The organism is Nocardia iowensis, from assembly GCF_019222765.1.
Lineage (GTDB): Bacteria > Actinomycetota > Actinomycetes > Mycobacteriales > Mycobacteriaceae > Nocardia > Nocardia iowensis.
The window spans coordinates 4,485,633-4,506,036 of sequence record NZ_CP078145.1 but is presented as its reverse complement, the minus strand read 5'-3'; the positions used below and the strand labels follow the sequence as shown (position 1 = coordinate 4,506,036).

Below are 20,404 nucleotides of genomic sequence, written 5' to 3'. Positions count from 1 at the left end.
CGGCGGACCGGCGCGCACCGCGCACCCGTCCGCATAGCAGGATTGGCACAGTGCACACCTTCGTCTTCGACCAGGTCGGCGTAATCGCCGGTTCGACACCCCTGCTTGTCGACTTGGACCTCACCCTGCCCGGCGGGCGGTGCACCGCGGTGGTCGGGCCGAGCGGGACGGGCAAGAGCACACTGCTGCGGCTACTCAACCGGCTCGCCGAACCGAGCAGCGGGCGGATCCTGCTCGACGGCGCCCCGATCACCGGACTCGACGTGCTGGAGTTGCGCCGCCGGGTCGGGCTGGTGCCGCAGCGGGCGGTGCTGTTGACCGATCTGGTGGTCGATGAGGTGCGGGTCGGCCGCGCCGATCTGCCGATACCGAAGGTGGCAGCGCTGTTGGCCAGGGTCGGCTTGCCGGAGTCGTTCGCGGAGCGCCGCTGTGCGGAACTGTCCGGTGGTGAGGCGCAACGGGTGTGCTTGGCCCGCGCGCTGGCCGTCGAACCCGACGTGTTGCTGTTGGACGAACCTACCTCCGCGTTGGACACGGCCGCCGCGGCGGTGATCGCCGACCTCATCCGCGCGCACATCGGCGCGGGCGGCACCGTGGTACTGGTCAGCCACGACCACGGTTTCGTGCGATCAGTCGCCGACGACATCTTGTTACTCGACAACAAACGCCTGATCCGTGATGGGCGCTCCGACCAGATCGATCGGAAGTCGTGACGGTGGAGGGCCTTTCGGTACCCGACTGGACCGGTGTCTCCGCGTCGCTACTACTCGTCGCCCTGGCTGCCTTCATCGCCTACCGGCAGCAGCTCAACTTGACCCGCGAACTGGTGATCGCCGCGATCCGGGCCGGAGTGCAACTGGTCGCGGTGGGCGCGATCCTGCTGATCGTGTTCCGGCACACCGCATTGCCCGGCGCGTTCGCCTGGGTGATCCTGATGGTGATCATCGCGGGGCAGGTCGGCGGACGCCGCGGCGCGGGCCTGCCGCAGGCGCGCCGGGCCGCCACGATCGGCGTGGCTGTCGGCGCGGCCAGCACGCTCAGTGCGCTCCTCCTGCTCGGCGTCATCTCCACCGAACCCCGCGTCGTCGTCCCCGTCGGCGGGATGGTCGTCTCCGGCGCCATGCAAGCCACCGGTATCGCACTCCGCCGTATCCGCGAGGACGCCCACCAATCCCGCCCCGCCATCGAAGCCCGCCTGTGCCTGGGTTTGCCCGCCCGCCAAGCCTTTCTGCCGCACCGACAGTCGGCGCTGCGCACCGCCTTGGTCCCGTCGATCGACGCCACCAAAGTCGTCGGCCTCATCAGCCTCCCCGGCGCCATGACCGGACTCATCCTCGCCGGCGTCGACCCCCTCACCGCCATCCGCTACCAAATCGTCGTCATGTACATGCTCCTCGCCGCCACCGCCCTAGCCGCCCTGGTCGCCGCCCGCGTCGCCGAACGAGCACTGTTCGACCCCGCTCAACGCCTCGTGCCCCTGCCCGACTGACCATCGATTGAGCAGGTCCACAAGAGGCTGAGACGCCCGCCCCATCGCCGCCCGCCCATGATCAACGGGACTTAGTGGAGGCATTGTGCGAGTAAACCCACCGTCATGTCCCGTTGATCATGGCCGGGCACGGTGACACAGGGAACACCTATTCATCCTATGAATTATTGACTTCGGTGAGGGCGGGGAGGAATGTGGACTGGTCAGGTGCGGTTTTCGCAGACGGCTCGTGGCTCTCGGGGCGGCGGTCGCGATGTGAGGAGGTCGGATATGGATGACAACGAGACGCTCCAACGCCGCATCGAGGAGTTGATTGCCCAGGATGAGCAGGTGGCCGCGGCGGTGCCGAGTACCGAGGTGATGGCTGCGGTGGACCGCGATGGGTTGGCGTTCGCCGGGATGCTCGAGATGATCATCGAAGGCTACGGCGACCGTCCGGCGCTCGGGCAGCGCGGCGTCGGGTACGTCACCGATGACAGCGGCCGCAGCCGTACCCGACTGCTGCCCCGCTACGACACGATCAGCTATCGGCAGCTGTGGCAACGCATCGGCGCGGTCGCGTCCGCGTGGTATCACGACCCCGAATTCCCGTTGCGTGCCGGTGATTTCGTGGCTGTTCTGGGGTTCGCCAGCGTCGACTACGCCACCGTCGATCTGGCGTGCGGGTACCTGGGCACCGTGTCGGTACCACTGCAGGCCGGTTCGGCCGAAGCGGCGCTGAGCGCGATCGTCGCCGAGACGGAGCCGCGGATGCTGGCCACGAGCGCCGAGGAGTTGGCGGTGGCGATGCGTTTGGCGCGGGCCGCCGAATCGATCTGTCGCGTGGTCGTCTTCGATTACGACGACCGCGACGACGATCACCGGGATGCTCTGCGTGCTGCTCGAAACGGTCAGGGCGACAAGCCAGTCCGGGTCGATACCCTCGACGAGTTGCTGGCGCGCGGCCGGGAACTGCCGGTCGCGCCCGCGCGCACCGAGGCGGACCCGAACGAGCTGGCGCTGATCATCTACACCTCCGGCAGCACGGGCGCGCCCAAGGGCGCGATATACACCGACCGGCTGGTCAGCAAGCTGTGGCGTGCGGGCTGCCGCCGCCCGGTGCCCACCGTGCAACTGAACTACATGCCGATGAGCCATGTCGCGGCCCGAATGCTGATGGGAGCAGCCCTCATTCGCGGTGGCACCCTATATTTCGCGGCTCGCAGCGACATGTCGACATTGCTGGAGGACCTCGCGCTGGTGCGACCGACCTCCCAGTTCCTCGTTCCCCGCGTCTGCGACCTGATCTTTCAGCACTACCGCAGCGAGTTGGCTCGCGCCGGAAGCGAGACGCAGGTGAAAACGGCTCTGCGGGAACACCTGCTGGGCGGCCGCGTGATCCACGCCGGGACCAGTAGCGCGCCCATCGCGGCCGAGATGAAGGATTTCATCGAATCGGTGCTCGACATCCCCTTGCACGACAACTTCGGCACCACCGAAACCGGTCCCGACGTCATCCTCGACACCGTGGTCCAGCACCCGCCGGTGCTCGACTACAAGTTGGTCGACGTTCCCGAACTGGGCTACTTCCGCACCGACCGGCCGTATCCGCGTGGCGAACTGCTGGTAAAGGTGGACACGCAGATTCCGGGCTACTACAAGCGGCCGGAGTTGAACGAGCAGATCTTCGATGCCGACGGCTACTACCGCACCGGCGACGTGATGGCCGAGCTCGCCCCGGACCGGCTGGTCTACCTCGACCGCAGCAAAAACGTGCTCAAGCTGTCACAGGGAGAGTTCGTGGCCGTGTCCAAGCTCGACGCGCTTTACATCAGCAGTCCCCTGGTCCGCCAGATCTACGTCTACGGCAGCAGTGTGCGCTCGTATCTGCTGGCCGTGGTCGTGCCGACCGCCGACGCCTGTGCGGCGCACCCGGATGCCGCGGAGTTGAAGGCGGCGGTCTTGGCGTCGCTGCAACAGGTCGGTCAGCAGGCTGCGCTGAGCTCCTATGAAATTCCCCGCGACATTCTGCTCGAGACCGAGCCGTTCAGCATCGAAAACGGGATGCTGTCCGGCATCGGAAAGTCATTGCGGCCCAAATTGAAACAGCGCTATGACGAGCGCCTGGAGCAGCTGTACGCCGACATCGAGCACCAACAGCAATCCCAGCTCGCCACCCTCCGGCACGAGGGGCGTGAGCTGCCCGCGGCACAGGCGGTCGGTCGTGCGGTTCAGGTGGTGCTGGGTTGTGCCGCAACAGATCTGCGGCCGGATGCGCACTTCACCGATCTCGGCGGCGATTCGCTGTCCGCGTTGTCGCTGTCGAATCTGCTGGGCGAGATCTTCCAACTCGGTGTCCCGGTGGGAGTCATCGTCAGCCCCGCGACCACTCTGCAGGGTCTCGCCGACTACATTCAGGCACAACAGAGTTCGATGAAACCCGCACCCACCGCCGCCTCAGTACACGGCAGCGAACTGCGTGCGGCGGATCTGACACTCGACAAGTTCATCGACGCCGACACATTGGCCGCCACCACCACACCGCGCGTCGATTCCCAGCCGCAAACAGTCCTGCTGACCGGCGCCAACGGGTACCTCGGACGCTTCCTATGCCTGGAATGGCTACAGCGCCTCCATGATTCGGCAGGCACCCTGGTCTGCATCGTCCGCGGCAGCGACGCCGCAGCGGCCCGCGAGCGGCTCGATGGCGCCTTCGACAGCGGCGATCCCGAGCTGCTGCGGCGCTACCACGAGCTCGCCGACGGCACGCTCGAGGTGCTGCCCGGCGATATCGGCTATCCGAATCTCGGCCTGGGCGAAGACGATTGGCGGCACCTGGCAGGCACGGCCGACCTGATCGTGCACGCGGCAGCACTGGTCAATCACGTCCTGCCTTACGACCAACTGTTCGGCCCCAATGTCGTCGGTACCGCCGAGATCATCCGGCTGGCGCTGACCGAACGCATCAAGCCGGTCACCTACCTGTCGACCGTTGCCGTCGCCTCCCAGATCGACCCGCAGATCTTCACCGAGAACGGCCACATCCGCGAGATCAGCCCGGTCCGTACCCTCGGCGACGACTACGCCAACGGGTACGGCAACAGCAAATGGGCCGGCGAGGTGCTGCTGCGCGAGGCCAACGAACACTACGGCCTGCCGGTCACGACGTTCCGGTCGGACATGATTCTGGCCCACAGCCGTTACGCGGGTCAGCTGAATGTGCCCGACATGTTCACCCGATTGCTGCTGAGCGTGCTCGTCACCGGTCTGGCCCCGAAGTCCTTCTACGAACTCGATGCCCGCGGCAACCGGCGCCGCGCCCACTACGACGGCCTGCCCGCCGATTTCACCGCGGCGGCCATCACCGCCCTCGGCCCGCAGACCACGTCCGGCTACCAGACTTTCGACGTGATCAACCCGCACGACGACGGCATCTCCCTGGACACCTTCGTCGACTGGCTCATCGAGGCCGGACACCCCATCCAATGCCTCGATGACTACCCGACCTGGCTGTCGCGGTTCACCACCGCACTGCTGGCCCTGCCGGAACGCCAACGCCAGCACTCGATCATTCCGCTACTGCACGCATTCCAACAACCAGAAGCCCCGCTGCGTGGCGCGGCACTGCCCGCCAAAGAATTCCAAACGGCCGTGCAGGCAGCGGGACTGGGCCCACAGCGCGACATTCCGCACCTGTCACCCGCATTGATCGAGAAGTACGTCGCCGATCTGCGGCTGCTGAACCTGATCTGAGCGCACGCCCGCGACTGCGTAGCAGTACCGAGACGAAGTCATCCTCGGCCAGATCCGCCCGATGGTCGCAGGACACCGAGAGTGCCCCCCCCCCCCCAGGGCCACCGTTCCGTGCCAGCAACGGGACATGGTGGAAGCGTTGTGCGAGTAAGCCCGCCGTCATGTCCCGTTGATCATGATTGCGGGCGGACGATTGACGGTCAGGTCTGGGAGGTCGGGTTCGTATCGCTCGATGTCGACGAGGCATAGTTGGCCGGTGCTGCCTTGGCTGAGGGTTGACGAGGGGCGGTCGGGGGTGAGGACGTTCGGGTTGCCGTGGCGGCAGAAGGCGGGGTCGGTGGGGTCTGGGTCGTACCAGGCGCCGGTGGACAGTTGCGCTACTCCTTGGCGGACGGCGTCGTCGATGATCAGGCCGGCCAGGCAGCTACCTTGTTTGCTGAAGACGCGGACCACGTCGCCATCACGCAGACCGCGCGCGGCGGCGTCGTCGGGATGTAGTCGAACCGGTTCGCGCCCAGCAACTTTGGTGGATTGACTGTAGGCGCCGACGTCGAGTTGGCTGTGCAGCTTGGAGCGTGGCTGGTTGGCGATCAACTGGAGGGGAAACTCGGCGGCGGCCGGACCGCCCAACCACTCGTCGGGTTCCAGCCACACCGGATGGCCCGGGCAATCGGCGTAACCGAAGCTGTCGATGGTTTCGGAGAAGATCTCGATCTTGCCGCTGGGCGTGGTGAGCGGGAACCGCTGCGGGTCGGCGCGAAAGTCCGCGCCGAGCACCTGCTGCGGGTCGGGCACCGGCAATTCGATGTGCTCGCTCGCCCAGAAGGTGTCGAAGTCGGGCAGGTCATGCTCAGTGTGCCGCTGCCGCCATTCCTCGTAGAGGTGGCGCAACCATTCGACGACGGTGCGGCCCTCGGTGAATTCCTTTCCGACACCCAGACGTTCAGCCAACTCACCGAAGATGGCGTAGTCGTCCCGCGCCTCGCCGTGCGGACGGGTGATCGCCTTCATCGCGAAGAACACGCGGTCGTTCTCACCCGCGCCGTAGTCGTCGCGTTCGATGGTCATGGTCGAGGGGAGCACGATGTCGGCGTGCCGAGCGGTCGACGTCCAGAACGGATCGTGCACCACCACCGTCTCGGGCCGGGTGAACGCCTCCCGCAGCCGGGCCAGATCCTGGTGGTGGTGAAAGGGATTGCCGCCCGCCCAGTACACCAGCCGAATGTCGGGATACACCAGGTGCTGCCCGTTGTATTCGAAGGACTGGCCGGGATTGAGCAGCATGTCGGAGATCCGCGCCACCGGAATGAACGTGTCGACCCCGTTCGGTCCTTGCGGCAGCCGCGGCGGCGAGAATTTCCGAGCGGGCTCACCCAGGCTCGCCGCCGACCCGTAACCGTGCCCGAACCCGCCGCCGGGCAGCCCGATCTGGCCCAGCATCGCCGCGAGCACCACCCCCAACCACAGCGGCTGCTCACCGTACTGCGCGCGCTGTAGCGACCAACCGACCGTCACCAAGGTCCGCGCGGCGGCCATCTCGCGCGCGAGCGTCCGGATGCGCTCGACGGTGAGACCGGTGATCGGTGCGGCCCATTCCGGCGACTTGACGATGCCGTCCACCTCGCCGCGCACATAGCCGACGAAACGCTCATAGCCCACCGTGTACTTGTCCAGGAATTCCGTGTCCGCCAACCCCTCGGCGTCCAGCACCTGGGCCAGCGCGAGCATCAACGCCGCGTCACTGCCGGGCCGCGGGGCGAGCCATTCCGCCGCCGCCTCGGCCGGGGTGTCGTCGCGCAGCGGCGTAATCGACACGAATCGGCAACCCCGCGCCCGCGCGGCACCGATCCAGCCCCGCGTGTTGTGTCGAGACACACCGCCCGGGGACACCGCCGAGTTCTTCGGGGACAACCCGCCGAACGCCACCACCAACTCGGCGTGCTCGACCAGCGACTCCTTCGACGTCGCCTGCGTCATGATCCAGCCGATATCGCCGATCACATGCGGCAGCAACACCGTCGACACCCCGAGGCTGTAGCTGTTGACGTGGCGCACATACCCGCCCAGACAGTTCAGGAACCGGTGCACCTGACTCTGCGCATGATGAAACCGCCCCGCACTCGCCCACCCGTAGGAACCGCCGTAGACGGCTTCGGCCCCGTGCTCGCGATACACCCGCGCCAACTCACCCGACAGCAGATCCAGCGCGGTCTCCCAGGACACCGGCACGAACGGCTCGTCCCCACGCCCGGTGCCGCCCGGCCCCCGCTCCAACCACCCTTGACGGACATAGGGTTGATCCACCCTGGTCGGATGATGCTGCGCGGACGCCACATTCTCGATCAGCCGCATCGGCTCCGGATCATCACGCCACGGCCGCACGGCGGTCAGGCGATCACCATCGCTGTCTGCTTCGAAAGCTCCCCAATGCGTCAGATGCGTCGTCACCGTCTCACCGTAACGGCAGCCTCCGACAATTCGTCAGCACCATGTGACGCGCGACTCACCCACGCCTCGAACACTTTTCAACCGAGCGGCGGGTGCGCTTCAGGCGCGGCGCAGTTCGAACATCCGGAACTGGCGGCCGCCGGACAGTTCGTATTCCATTTCGTACCCGGGCCAGAATTCGACGGCCAGATCCCACGCCCGTTTGCGATCGACGCCGGTGATCTCGGTGACGGTGACCGTGAATTGCTCGCCCTTGTGCCGAACAGTGGCAGTGTCGGCGGCACGCAGATTGGCCGACCACACCGGATGCTTCGGACTACCCCAGTTGGAACCGAGCACGAGGAAGTCTTCCCCGCGCGGAACGTACAGCAGCGACGTGGTCCGCGGGATGCCGGTCTTGCGGCCGGGGACGGTGACCTCGATCGAGGGCAGTCCAACCAGATCCAGCACACCCATCCGGCCGTCGGTCCAGCGCCGCACCGACCGCTCCACCGGGATCACGACCGGCGCCGTGCGCATCACCCAGCGCTGTTGGGCGAGCCGACGGGCAAGCGGAGGCAGCGGATTCGACACCATCCTCGAATCCTGACACGTCTTTGTTCAGCGCAAGCACCGGCAGGCCGGACCGAGGGGCATCTCACATCGGAACCGCCGGGTCCGGTTCGGCCCGGCGCGGCCAGCGGATGGCTGCTCAACATCCGCGCCCACCCGCACGTCCGAATCCGCCTGCCGGACGCAACATTCGACGGCGTCGCCCGCGAAATCACCCAGCCGACCGAACGCATGATCGCACGAACCATCCTCTGCGAGACCGTCACGCGACCGATTACGGCGAATGCGCCCTGCATCTGCGCGGACGCTTGAGCCGAGTCAAAATCCAAGAGCTGCACCGCTATTGGTTCGACACCGGCAACCCGCTCGTCATCGAGCTCGAGCGCTGATCCCCGCAGGGCCGCAGCCCCGCGGAGATCAGTGGACACGACTGGTCCAGCGGCTCAGGCGCCCTCCTCCACCGGCAGACCCGCCTCCGCCCAATCCTGAATACCCGCACGGTATACCCGGACATTCGGGTACCCCAGCGCCCGCAGTTTGACGGCAACGTTGTGGCTGTTGCGGCAGGCTTCGTTCGCGCAGTAGGTCACGATGGCCGCATCGCGATCCGGAAGCAGTTGTCCAGCAGTCGATTCCACGTCGGATTCGACGAGGACCAGTGCGCCGGGCAGATGCGCCTTCTCGTAGTAGCCGGGCCCGAGCGTGTCCAGCACCGTCACCGAATCCGCCTCGATAGCGGCGGCGAGCTCTTCGCGGGCAATGACGTCGGTCATGAGAGTTCCTTCCTCAGAACACAAATTATGTGCGTGTGCACGCTACTAGATGCGTGCACGCGCACGCAAGTAGGTAAGATCAGACCGTGGCACACACCGACAATCACCGCCGCGCAGCAGGCAACGCCTGGTCCGCGCTGCTGCGCGTACACGCGCAGCTGGTGCCCCGAATCGATGCCGACCTGCGCAAATCCACCGGACTCCCGCTCGCGTGGTACGACGTCCTCCTGGAGCTCGACGGCATCCCTCCGCTGCGCATGACCGATCTCGGCGAACGCGTAGTCCTCAGCCGCACCCGCGTCAGCCGTCTGGTCACCGAACTGGAGACGGCCGGATTGGTCACCCGCGAAGCCAACCCCGACGACGGCAGATCCGCCTTCGTCGCCATCACCGCCGCCGGAAGCACCCGCCTGCGCGAAGCCGCCCCGCGCTACCACGCAGGCATCGAAGAACGCTTCGCCGGCAAACTCGAACCCGACGAACTGCAGGCGCTCACTCGAACCCTCAGCAAGATCCTCGGCCCGACAGACATTTCCTAGCAAACACTTTCACCAGGGCTACTCCGCGACGCCGGTACTTTGGAGAGCGCGCACCTCGGGCGCGACCTCATCGGAAAGGATGCAGCCACTTGATGACCGGTGCCGTCAGGCCGCCCACCGCACCACCGTTCCGCCGCCACTTACGAAGAGCCGCCTGATGTTCGCGCGCTGGGGAGATCTCGTCTATCGCCTCCGGTTCGCCGTCATCGGCATCGTCGCCGCCGGACTACTCGGACTCGGCGGATACGGATACGACCTCGGAAACCATCTCGGCGCCAGCGGATTCGACGACCCGACCTCGGAATCCTCACTCGCCGCGCGTATCTCCGACGACGCGTTCGGCCGCGACCACCTAGCCGACGTGATCGTGCTCTACACCGCTCCCCCCGGCGTGCGACTCGACGATCCGGCGTTCAGCGGCAAGATCATCGACAATCTCAACAACCTGCGGCGCAAGCACCCCGACCAGATCGACAAGATCAACGGCTCCTACTGGACGACCGATGCCGGTCCAGGACAACCGGCCGCCTTCGGCAAACCCGACAAGAATCGAGCCTTCGCCTCCATCGCCATCAAGGGCGACAACGACACCGACACGGTCAACAACTACCGCGCCGTGCAGGGGGCCTTCGATATCCCCGACGTCGACGTCCAGGTCGCGGGCCTCCAGCCGTTGGCAGGCGCACTCACCGACACCCTCGCCGACGATATCCACCGCATGGAGCTGCTCGCCTTCCCCCTCGTCGCGATCCTGCTGTTCTTCGTCTTCGGCGGTCTCGTCGCCGCGGCGCTGCCATTGATCATCGGCGTCCTCACGATCATCAGCGCCAACGGGATCGTCCGATTCATCACCGAGTTCACCGACGTCAACTCGTTCGTCTCCAGCGTCGTCTCGATGGTCGGCGTCGGACTCGCGATCGACTACGGCCTGTTCATCGTCAGCCGCTTCCGCGAAGAACTAGCCGAGGGCTACGACACCCGCATCGCGGTACGCCGCACCGTGATGACCGCCGGACGCACTGTGGTCTTCTCCGCGGCCATGATCGTCATCAGCCTCGGCGGCATGCTGTTCTTCCCCCAGGGCTTCCTCCGATCGCTGGCCTACGGCTCGATCGCCACGGTCTCCATCGCCGCGCTGTCGGCCATCACCATTCTGCCCGCCGTCCTCAGCATCCTCGGGCCGCGCGTCGACATGCTCGGGATGAAACGTTTCCTCCGGACCAAGACCGCCGAGGAAGTCGAAAACGGCTTCTGGGGCCGCACCACCCGATGGGTGATGAAGCATCCGTTGAAGATCGCCATCCCCATCTGTATCGGACTGCTGATCCTCATCACCCCGGTCAAGAACATCGCCTTCGGTACGTTCAGCGAAACCTATCTACCGCCGGACAACCCGACCCGGATAGCCCAAGAGGAGTTCGACGAAACCTTCCCGCTCCGCAAGCCCGACCCCGTGCGGCTCGTGTTCATCACCGAGACCGACAATCGCACGGCCATCGGCGCGGCCCTCAACGAGGCAAACCGAGCGCCCGGGCTCGTCCAGTTGGCACAGGGAACATCGGCGCAGTTCCACTCCCCGGTACCTTCGACCAAGCGGCCTGGCGTCTTCCGCACGGCGGCGCCGCTGACCAATCCCAAGGACGCCAACGAGACAATCGACTATCTACGCGCGATCGACTTGCCCGACGACGTCACCATGCTGGTCGGTGGCACGCCCGCGTTCCAGAAGGACACGATCGACGGACTCTTGGGCCGCATTCCGTTCATGGTCGTCGTGGTCCTGTTCCTCACCACGCTGCTCATGTTCCTGACCTTCGGATCGCTCGTGCTGCCGCTCAAAGCCGTCCTGATGAGCATCCTCGGCCTCGGCTCGACGCTCGGCATCCTGACCCTCATCTTCGTCGTCGGCCACGGCGCGGATCTGCTCAATTTCACGCCGCAGCCGATCCAAGCGGTCGTCCTCGTCTTGATCATCGCCATCGTCTACGGCCTGTCCACCGACTACGAGGTATTCCTGTTGTCCCGCATGGTCGAAGCCCGCAACAAGGGCGCGACCACCACCGAGGCCATCCGCATCGGCACCGCGCACACCGGCGGCATCATCACCGCCGCGGCGCTCATCCTGCTCGTCGTCACCGGCGCCTTCGCCTTTTCCGATCTGGTGATGATGAAGTACATCGCCTACGGCATGATCGCCGCACTGTTCATCGACGCCACCATCCTGCGGATGCTGCTCGTCCCCGCCGTCATGAAACTGCTCGGCGACGACTGCTGGTGGGCACCCGCCTGGATGCAGCGCGTGCAGAAACGCGTCGGACTCAGCGAACCGATTCTCGCCGACGAACACGCCGCCACCCGCAACATGCCCGACCTCATCGAAACCACACCCATCACCGACCCGGTCACCTTGACCCTCCCGATCGTCACCGAGGAGAAGCAGCGGCGCTGACACCGGAATTCGCCCACAGCGGAATCACTTACACCGCAGGCCCTTCCGAATTAGCGTGAGCACCTCGAAGGGAGGTCGAGCATGAACGCTCCGATCAAGTTCTCGATGACCGCCAATGTGATCGAGGTCGGCACCTGGCCGGAATTCGCCCGAGGGTGCGAGCAGGACGGCTTCGACGCCCTCATGGTTCCGGACCATCCCGGCTCGTTCGCTTCGCCGTTCGTTGCCCTCGCCGCGGCGGCGACGGCGACCGACACGATCCGGCTCGGGACCAATGTGGTGAATGCCGGGATGTGGGAGCCGTACCTGCTCGCCGGCGAGGTCGCCACGCTCGACCTCGTCTCGGGTGGCCGGGCGCTGTTCGGCATCGGCGCCGGGCACACTCCGGCGGAATGGACGATGCAGGGACGTGCGCATCCGTCGGCCGCCGCGCGGGTCGACCGGATGATCGAAGTCACCGACACCACTCGGCGACTGCTCGCCGGTGAAACCGTGACCTTCGACGGGGACCACGTGCGACTGCGGGACGCCGTGCTGACCCGGCCCCGGCCGGTGCAGGAGCAGATTCCGCTGCTGGTGGGCGGCAGCGGGCCTCGGGTGGTTCGCTATGCCGCCACGACCGCGGATATCGTCGGGTTCTCCGGGCTCGGGCGGACACTGCCCGACGGGCGTAACCACGAAACCCGTTGGGGCCGCGACCAGATCGACGCACAGGTGGAGGTGGTGCGCGATACCGCGGCCAAGGCGGGGCGCGATCCCGCGTTCGAGGCACTGGTGCAGCATGTGGAGATCACCGATGACGCCGAGGCCGCCTGTGCCCGCTTCGCCGAGGATATTCCGACCACCAGCGCCGCCGAGTTGCTCAGCGCGCCTTACGTGTTGATCGGCACGGTAGACGAACTGGTCACCGAACTTCGCGAGCACCAGAAGCGTTGGGGGTTCAATCGATTCGTCATGCGCGCCCCCGCCCGCGCGGCCGGTGCGCAACTCCTCGCCGCGCTCGGCTGATCGGAGTCCTAGTAGAGACGGGCGGCAGCCAGCTGGCTGCCGCCCCTCCGCCCATGCTGGGTGAGTGGATGTTGGCGTGAGTTTTGTCGTGTGGTGATGTGTGGGTCTTTGATATTGGACGAGCCAAATGCGTAGATGCGCATATATAAGTACCTACATGTATTATTTCAGTTTGCGCCTTCTGCCGCGCTCTTCGACCCAGCCACTGAACGCCCCCAGCTACGAAGGGCCCTCGCTCAAAGTCTTACTAGAACCACGGCCACTTTCCTGCCCCGCACAACGCCCCTTCCCTCTGACTGCCTCTCCCCTACGGCATCGACTCAGCGGCTAGCGGCGACCTTGTCGGCAGCAAAAGACGTCAAACCTATCCCCCGATACTGCTTCATGAGCTGGGCGTATCGACGTCGATTGCGAGTCAGTGGCGTCTGGGTGATCGCTTCGGGCACCAACCGATTCGCGAGCCGAAGCGACCTGGTCAGAACGGCGAATTCCAGGTCGTGACGCCTGCTCCAGCGCACCGGCGTCAGTGCCCGCACTCCCGGATGCATGATGCCGAAGCCGAGGACGTAGCCGACGTGTCCGGCAACCGGCCCGACCAACTTCCACAGCGGTGTCGCGGCGACCGGCAGGAAGTCGGGCAACGGCGGCCGCAAGACGATGTCGGTGGCGTTCTCGAGCGTGGCGGTGGTTGCCAACTTCTCGGCGACCATGCGGTCGTAGTAAGCGCACAGTTCGGGATAGCTCTCGACCAGTCGGGAACGGCCGGGTAGCTGCAATTCCTCGGTCAGCTGCCGGTACCGGTCCCAAATCGCCTGATCCTCAGCAGGACTCAGCCGATGACCCGTCACCGCGACAAAGGCGCCGCTGTGCACGAAGAAGGTGCTGATCAAGATCCAGTTCCAGGACTCGGGCATCAGCGCGCTGTAGCGGACCCCGTTGGCGCCGACACCTTTGACATCGCGATGCAGTTCCTTGAGTCGCCGCATCTCCGCGCGCCGGTCGGCGTCCTGCCCCGAGAAGGCGATCTGATCCGAGGCCGCGGTGCGCAAGGCACGGCCCCAAGGCGCGTTGCGGATGCGGCCGGTGTTCTCCAGGGCCGCCGAAACTTCCGGCAGCATCGCCTGATCGAACAGGCCCGCCGCGAAGAACGCGATGTACACCGTTCCGGCGAACCGTTCGAAGCGGTCCGCGATGTCGTCACCGTCCGGCCAGGAAACTGCTGCGGACGACGGCGCGGGTGCGGTCAGCTGGCCAGATCCGGCCGATTGCTGCACGGGGCATGTCATCGGTGAACTCCCTTGTTCCGGCGCCAACGGGTCGTCCGTCCGCCACCTCCGCGATATCTGGTGCAGTGCGGCACCAAATTATTCTGGTGTCAGAGTGCACCAAATACGCGGGCCGGTCAAGAGGATGAGGAAGAATGGCTCGACATGGCAGCAGCGACACGCACCTACGGCGGAGTGACCGCAGTCGAACGCCGTGCCGTTCGCCGCGCCGCACTGCTCGAGGCCGCCTTGGACCTGTTCTGCGAGGGCGGCTGGAGCCAGGTCTCCAAGCGCGCCGTGTGTGCCCGCGCCCGCCTCAACGATCGCTATTTCTACGAACACTTCACTGATCGCGACGCGCTGATCGAGGCGATGGCCGAAGAGCTCACGGCCCATGGCCTGGAAGCCGTCGTCACCGCGACCATGCACGCACCGCCGGACCTACGAGTCCGAGTCAAGGCCGCCGCCGATGCCGCGCTCGATTACGTGATCGCCGACCCACGCCGCGGCCAACTACTCGTGGGCTCCTACACAGTCGATGTCCTGCAACGCGCTCGGCAAGCCAGCATCCGCACGATCGCCGCCGCCCTGGCGGCGATGACGCGTGACGTTCTGGGCGAGTCGGCTCCGGCCGAATTGGACACCGAGATGGCGGCGTTCACGCTTGTCAGCGGAACCATGGAGCTGGTCGCTGCGTGGGTGCGCGGAGAATTCGACACCGGTCGCGCGCATCTTGCCGAACTCATCGCCGCGATGCTGTTGTCCGGCACCAACTTCGCCAACACCCTGGGTAGCTCCAGTGCTACCGACGCGAGCTCGCAGTAAGCGCTGCGCCGGACAAACATGCTATCGCCCTAACGCCGGACCGCAGACGACACACACGGATCCGCCTGAAACGGACATTCGACCAGTTAGGCTGTCCCCCAGTTCATGGCCCCCGGTCATCTCGTTGAACAGGAGATCCATGCGATCACAGCGCCGTCTCTTGGCCACGCTGGCGGCTACCACCGCCGCGCTCATCATCGGAAGCACCAGCACCGCTGCCGCACGGCCGGAACCGCCGGCTCAGGTCGCGCCGTTCGGCGCGGACTTCCTCTGGGGTGTCGCGTCGTCGGGATACCAGTCGGAAGGGCATGTGCCCGACAGCAATTGGTCGCGCTACGTCGCGGCGGGGAAAACCCCTGACCCGTACGGTGATTCGATCGACTTCTTTACGCGCTACCGCTCGGATATCGAGCTGGCGGCACAGCTGGGCGTGCGGGTCTATCGGATCGGTATCGAATGGGCGCGGGTGCAACCGAAACCCGGCGAGTGGGACGAGGGCGGGCTGCGGTTCTACGACAGTGTCATCGACGCGATCACCGCGGCGGGCATGCGGCCGATGCTGACGCTGGATCATTGGGTGTATCCGGGGTGGGAAGTCGATCGCGGCGGCTGGCGCAACCCGGGGATCGTCGACGACTGGCTGGCCAATGCGCGTAAGGTCGTCGACCGCTACGCCCAGCACGATCCGCTGTGGGTCACCTTCAACGAGCCGACAGTCTATATCGCCAACGAACTGCGCAAGGGTGGACTGTCGCCGATCGACGTGCCTGCCATGCACGATCGAATCGCCCAGGCGCACAACAGCATCTACGACCACATCCACGCGGTCCAGCCGGGCGCCATGGTCACCAGCAATGTCGCCTACCTGCCCGGGGGCGAGGACCTGATCAACAAGCCACTCATCGACAAGATCAGCGCGCGACTCGATTACATCGGCATCGACTACTACTACGGCCTCACCCCCGATAGCCTCCTGACCACCCCACCTGACGTCGAGAAACTGTGGACGCAACCGCTACATCCGGAGGGCATCTACTACGCGCTGGAGCACTATTCCCGCCAGTTCCCTGGAAAACCGCTGTACATCGTCGAGAACGGCATGCCAACGGAGAACGGCGCGCCCCGCGCGGAAGGCTACACCCGCGCCGACAACCTGCGCGACACCGTCTACTGGCTGCAACGCGCCAAGACCGACGGCGTGAACCTCATCGGCTACAACTACTGGAGCCTCACCGACAACTACGAATGGGGTTCCTACTCCCCACGTTTCGGCCTGTACACCGTCGACGCCCTGACCGACCCCACCCTGACCCGCAAACCCACCGACGCCGTCCCCGCCTACACCGCGATAACCCGCGCAGGCGGTGTCTCCCCCGACTACCGACCCACCCGAGCCCCCCAACCCTGCTCCCTCGTCGACGCCGCCACCAGTTGCCTCGACCCGCTCACCGTGCCCCGCTGAACCCGCCCGAGAGGACCTCGAATGTCCAGCGCACGAGGCGAAACACCGGACGCGACAACGATTCTGCGTCGTTGGGAAGACTCCGGTGCCGTCTGGCGCGTCATCAGCCGGAGACCGAGCCAGGTGACCGTCGCACTCTACGAGTGCACCGGCGGCCAGGAGGTCGATCGACTCGCCTCCGACGACCCAACTCTCCTAGACTTCATCGGGGACCGGGCGAGCAGCGAAGACTGACCACCTCAGAATCTCCTCGAAAGCCTAAATGGCTACTGCCACACCTTGTCTCAGGGCATGGGCCGGTAGCCCAGCATGTCCAGCAGTCCGTCGAGCTGGAGCTCGAAGAGTTCGTTGCGGTCGGTGAAGGTGTCGGTGCCGTACATGTCGAATACGTCGGCGCTTATCGCGCCGAATAGGCTGGTCCAGAAGGTGATTCCGCGGGCGAGTAGCCAATCGGGGAGTTCAAGACCGAATTCGGTGCGGATGCGGGCGAAACTGCTTGCGAGGGGCGGGGATACGCGGGGCTCCGGGGAGGGTGGTTCGAGCAGGCGGGCCTGGTGGGCGCGGGCGAACAGGGTTTGCAAGGTGGTGATCACCCGGGTGCCGGGGGCGACGGTTTGGTCGGCGGGCGCCTGGTAGCCGGGGACCGGTGTGCCGAAAAGCAGTCCGTAGCGGGCGGGTTCGGTGTGCGCCCAGTGGCGGATGGTGCGGGCTACGATGCGGAGTTGTTCGATCGGGTCGTCGGGGGCCTCGGTGAGCGCGGCGTCGACCTCGTCGCCGAGTGCGTTGTACCCGTCCACCACCAGCAAGGTGAGTAGCTCGTCACGACTGCTGACGTACCGGTAGACCGCTGAGGAGACGACGCCGAGGTCGCGTGCGACGGCGCGCAACGAAAGGGCCGCGGCACCGCCGGTGGCCAGGTGTTCGCGGCCGATGCGGACTATGTCGTTCATGGTCTGTGCCCTTGCTCGGGCCCGCGGCGTCGTCGGCATCTACCCACGGTGCAATATTTCGAGAGCATTGTCAACAACAGTGAGCACCGCTCTTGAGAATGCGAGCGGGCCCCCCGCATGAAACGCGCCGTCGCCACCACCGTCGCGCGGTGGAAGACTCGTTCCTGAGCGCACAGCAGTCGGCACCGAGCCACCCACCGCCCTGGTTCGGCGCGCAACCTACCCGGTAGTAGTGTTACCCGAGTCACTGGCGACCCGATCGAGGAGTTCTTCATGGACCAGCGAGCAACGGATTTCGACGTCCTCATCGTCGGTTCTGGGTTCGGCGGCAGCGTCACCGCGCTCCGGCTGGTCGAGAAGGGCTACCGGGTCGGCGTCCTGGAAGCGGGTCAGCGGTTCGCCGACGACGAGCTGCCCAAGACCAGCTGGGAGCTGAAGAAGTTCCTCTGGGCACCGAAGCTCGGCTGCTATGGCATCCAGCGCATCCATCTGTTGCGCGACGTCCTCATCCTCGGCGGCGCCGGTGTCGGCGGCGGATCCCTGAACTACGCCAACACGCTGTACGTGCCGCCGGAGCCGTTCTTCCGGGACGCGCAGTGGCGCGACATCACCGACTGGCGCGACGAGCTCGCTCCGTACTACGAACGCGCGCAGAAGATGCTCGGCGTGGTGCGCAACCCGCACATGACTCCGGCCGACGAGGTGTTCAAGCAGGTCGCCGACGACCTCGGTGTCGGCGACACCTTCGTACAGACCCCGGTCGGCGTGTTCTTCGGCGAACCAGGAAAGACGGTGCCGGATCCGTACTTCGGTGGCGTCGGCCCCGAGCGCACCGGTTGCGTCGAATGCGGTGACTGCATGGTCGGCTGCAAATACGGCGCAAAGAACACGCTCGTGAAGAACTACCTCTACCTCGCGGAACAGGCCGGAGCTGAAGTCATTCCGATGACGACGGTCACCGAGCTGCGCCCGCACCCGGACGGCACCTGGGACGTGTCCACCGCCCGCACCGGAGCCTGGGTGCGCAAGCAGCCGAAGACCTACACCGCCGCGAACGTCGTGCTCGCGGCCGGTACTCGCGGCACCCAGAAGCTGCTGTTCGCCATGCGGGACAAGGGCAATCTGCCGGAGCTCTCGGCTCGGCTCGGCCAGCTGACCCGGACCAACTCCGAATCGATCGTCGGCGCGGCGACCAAGAAGGTCACCCCCGGTGTCGATTTCACCAAGGGTGTGGCGATCACCTCGTCCATCCACCCGACGCCGGACACGCATATCGAACCCGTCCGCTACGGCAAGGGCTCCAACGCCATGGGCCTGCTGCAGACGCTGATGGTGGACGGCGGCGGCCGAATTCCGCGCTGGCTGCGCTTCCTCGGCATTCTGCTGCGCCATCCGATGGACCTGATCAGCTTCCTGAGCACCAAGAACTGGAGCGAGCGCACCATCATCTCGCTGGTCATGCAGCACCTGGACAATTCGATCACCACCTACACCAAACGCGGGCTGTTCGGCCGCAAGCTGACCAGCAAACAGGGCCACGGCGAACCGAATCCGACCTGGATTCCGGTGGGCAACGATGTGACCCGCCGGGTGGCCGCCAAGATCGGCGGCATCGCGGGCGGCAGCTGGGGCGAGATCTTCAACATCCCGCTCACCGCCCACTTCCTCGGCGGCGCGGTGATCGGCGCCGACCCTGAGCACGGCGTAATCGACGGCTACCACCGCGTTTTCGGTTACCCGACGCTCAGCGTCGTCGACGGCGCGGCGGTCTCGGCGAACCTCGGCGTGAATCCGTCGTTGACCATCACCGCCCAGGCCGAGCGTGCCGCCGCCTACTGGCCGAACAAGGGTGAGGCGGACATCCGTCCCCCGCTCGGTGCGGGATATCAGCGCATCTCACCGATCGCCCCGGTCGCGCCCGCGGTACCCGCGAACGCGCCCGCGGCGCTGGTGCTGCCGATCGTGGAGATCCGGGAAACCCCCGCCGCAGGCTGAACTCACACTGCCGCGGGTTCAGCGTGGTACTGGCGACGGTGTTCGATCCACGGCTCGCGTTGTTCTTGCGGGCTCATCGCGAGCAGCCGCCGCAGTTGTGCCCAGTGCGTTTCGTCGGCCGGGGTGTAGATCTGTACCCAGGCACCGGCTACGGCGGGCAGTGACATGCTGGTGATGAACATTTCCAGTTCGCCGATGGCCAGATTGCGGATCTGCTTGATCCGGTTCGCCGGCACCGCGACATCGTTGCGCGCCCACAGGGCGGCGAAGTCGGCGCTCTCGGTACACATTTCCTCGATGAACTGTTGCCAGCTCGGGTCGTCGAGGTTCTTGGCGTAGGAGCCGCGCAGGTAGGCGACCATGCGGCGCAGGTCATCCCAGCTGTGCTTGTAGGTGTTGCAGCACTGCGGGGTGAGGAACACCCGCCGCGCGACATTGCGCTCCCCCATCAGGAAGCCCGGGCACAGCGCCGCGTAGGACTGGTTGTACGCAAGCAGGTCGTACCGCGCGCTCAGCACCGCCGCGGGCAGTGGCGCCAAATGGTCGAGGATGGTTTGCATCTCCTCGGGCAGCGCGGTGTTCGAGTGCGGACTCGGCACGGTCGGCACGTCGGCCAGCCGGTAGAGGTGCGCGCGCTCGGCATCGTCGAGCGCCAGCGTCCTGGCCACGGCGTCGAGTACCTGCACGCTGACATTGATCTGGCGGCCCTGCTCGAGCCAGGTGTACCAGGTAACGCCGATGCCGGACAGCTGCGCGACCTCCTCACGTCGCAGGCCAGGTGTCCGGCGGCGCGGTCCGGGTGGCAGCCCGACATCATCCGGCGAGATCTTGGCCCGCCGCGACTTCAGAAAGGTTCCCAGTTCCGCACGCCGCGCTTTGCGCACCGCCCGCACATCGAGCACATCGGTCATCCGACG

General features: G+C 66.0%; 16 protein-coding genes. 10 read left to right on the top strand and 6 right to left on the bottom strand.

Going from position 1 to position 20,404, the window contains the following annotated elements; translation table 11 throughout:
• The first annotated feature begins 50 nt into the window (after positions 1 to 50).
• The 3 genes from KV110_RS20750 (at position 51) to car (ending at position 5,221) form a co-directional block, all read left to right on the top strand.
• Positions 51 to 713 (top strand): ABC transporter ATP-binding protein, encoded by a 663-nt coding sequence (locus KV110_RS20750; RefSeq protein ID WP_246633875.1) that lies wholly within the window; start codon positions 51 to 53, stop codon positions 711 to 713.
• Entirely contained in the window at positions 710 to 1,489 is a 780-nt protein-coding gene (locus tag KV110_RS20745) for an ABC transporter permease (RefSeq protein ID WP_218468942.1), read from the top strand. Before KV110_RS20750 ends, KV110_RS20745 begins: the two co-directional genes overlap by 4 nt.
• A 270-nt stretch (positions 1,490 to 1,759) precedes the next feature.
• Positions 1,760 to 5,221, top strand: coding sequence for a carboxylic acid reductase (car, locus tag KV110_RS20740; protein WP_218468941.1), 3,462 nt, complete (start codon positions 1,760 to 1,762; stop codon positions 5,219 to 5,221).
• A 159-nt stretch (positions 5,222 to 5,380) separates the two neighbouring features.
• Here the strand turns inward: car and KV110_RS20735 are convergent, their stop codons facing one another.
• The 3 genes from KV110_RS20735 to KV110_RS20720 all read right to left on the bottom strand — a co-directional run bounded on the left by KV110_RS20735 (position 5,381) and on the right by KV110_RS20720 (position 8,994).
• The gene (locus tag KV110_RS20735) at positions 5,381 to 7,669 is read right to left on the bottom strand and encodes a molybdopterin-dependent oxidoreductase (RefSeq protein WP_246633874.1); all 2,289 of its coding nucleotides are present in this window, start codon (positions 7,667 to 7,669) and stop codon (positions 5,381 to 5,383) included.
• A gap of 99 nt (positions 7,670 to 7,768) precedes the next feature.
• Positions 7,769 to 8,245 (bottom strand): nitroreductase family deazaflavin-dependent oxidoreductase, encoded by a 477-nt coding sequence (locus KV110_RS20730; RefSeq protein WP_218468940.1) that lies wholly within the window; start codon positions 8,243 to 8,245, stop codon positions 7,769 to 7,771.
• A 419-nt stretch (positions 8,246 to 8,664) separates the two neighbouring features.
• On the bottom strand, positions 8,665 to 8,994 hold the full coding sequence (locus tag KV110_RS20720) for a rhodanese-like domain-containing protein (RefSeq protein ID WP_218468939.1): 330 nt from the start codon (positions 8,992 to 8,994) through the stop codon (positions 8,665 to 8,667).
• Positions 8,995 to 9,080: 86 nt separating this feature from the next.
• Here KV110_RS20720 and KV110_RS20715 point away from each other — a divergent pair, with 86 nt between their 5' ends.
• From KV110_RS20715 to KV110_RS20705, 3 genes are all read left to right on the top strand, one after another.
• Entirely contained in the window at positions 9,081 to 9,533 is a 453-nt protein-coding gene (locus KV110_RS20715) for a MarR family winged helix-turn-helix transcriptional regulator (RefSeq protein WP_218468938.1), read from the top strand.
• 157 nt (positions 9,534 to 9,690) lie between these two features.
• Positions 9,691 to 11,982: an MMPL family transporter gene (locus KV110_RS20710; RefSeq protein WP_218468937.1), complete on the top strand. Its 2,292-nt coding sequence runs from the start codon at positions 9,691 to 9,693 to the stop codon at positions 11,980 to 11,982.
• Between the two features lie 81 nt (positions 11,983 to 12,063).
• The gene (locus KV110_RS20705) at positions 12,064 to 12,990 is read left to right on the top strand and encodes a TIGR03621 family F420-dependent LLM class oxidoreductase (RefSeq protein WP_218468936.1); all 927 of its coding nucleotides are present in this window, start codon (positions 12,064 to 12,066) and stop codon (positions 12,988 to 12,990) included.
• A gap of 320 nt (positions 12,991 to 13,310) precedes the next feature.
• Here KV110_RS20705 and KV110_RS20700 read toward each other — a convergent pair whose 3' ends face one another.
• Entirely contained in the window at positions 13,311 to 14,276 is a 966-nt protein-coding gene (locus tag KV110_RS20700; RefSeq protein WP_218468935.1) for an oxygenase MpaB family protein, read from the bottom strand.
• Between the two features lie 144 nt (positions 14,277 to 14,420).
• Here KV110_RS20700 and KV110_RS20695 point away from each other — a divergent pair, with 144 nt between their 5' ends.
• From KV110_RS20695 to KV110_RS20685, 3 genes are all read left to right on the top strand, one after another.
• Positions 14,421 to 15,080, top strand: a complete 660-nt coding sequence (locus KV110_RS20695) for a TetR/AcrR family transcriptional regulator (RefSeq protein ID WP_218468934.1) — start codon at positions 14,421 to 14,423, stop codon at positions 15,078 to 15,080.
• A 139-nt stretch (positions 15,081 to 15,219) separates the two neighbouring features.
• Positions 15,220 to 16,542 carry a family 1 glycosylhydrolase gene (locus tag KV110_RS20690; RefSeq protein WP_218468933.1) on the top strand — a complete coding sequence of 441 codons (1,323 nt, stop codon included), beginning with the start codon at positions 15,220 to 15,222 and terminating at the stop codon, positions 16,540 to 16,542.
• 21 nt (positions 16,543 to 16,563) lie between these two features.
• A complete protein-coding gene (locus tag KV110_RS20685) occupies positions 16,564 to 16,776 on the top strand; it encodes a hypothetical protein (protein WP_218468932.1) in 213 nt (70 codons plus the stop codon).
• Between the two features lie 50 nt (positions 16,777 to 16,826).
• On the opposite strand, the gene KV110_RS20680 is transcribed toward KV110_RS20685, so the two are convergent.
• Positions 16,827 to 17,531 carry a TetR/AcrR family transcriptional regulator gene (locus KV110_RS20680; RefSeq protein ID WP_218468931.1) on the bottom strand — a complete coding sequence of 235 codons (705 nt, stop codon included), beginning with the start codon at positions 17,529 to 17,531 and terminating at the stop codon, positions 16,827 to 16,829.
• Positions 17,532 to 17,765: 234 nt separating this feature from the next.
• Here KV110_RS20680 and KV110_RS20675 point away from each other — a divergent pair, with 234 nt between their 5' ends.
• Positions 17,766 to 19,487, top strand: a complete 1,722-nt coding sequence (locus tag KV110_RS20675) for an FAD-dependent oxidoreductase (RefSeq protein WP_218468930.1) — start codon at positions 17,766 to 17,768, stop codon at positions 19,485 to 19,487.
• Between the two features lie 2 nt (positions 19,488 to 19,489).
• Here KV110_RS20675 and KV110_RS20670 read toward each other — a convergent pair whose 3' ends face one another.
• Positions 19,490 to 20,398, bottom strand: coding sequence for a helix-turn-helix transcriptional regulator (locus KV110_RS20670; protein ID WP_218468929.1), 909 nt, complete (start codon positions 20,396 to 20,398; stop codon positions 19,490 to 19,492).
• Positions 20,399 to 20,404 lie beyond the last annotated feature (6 nt).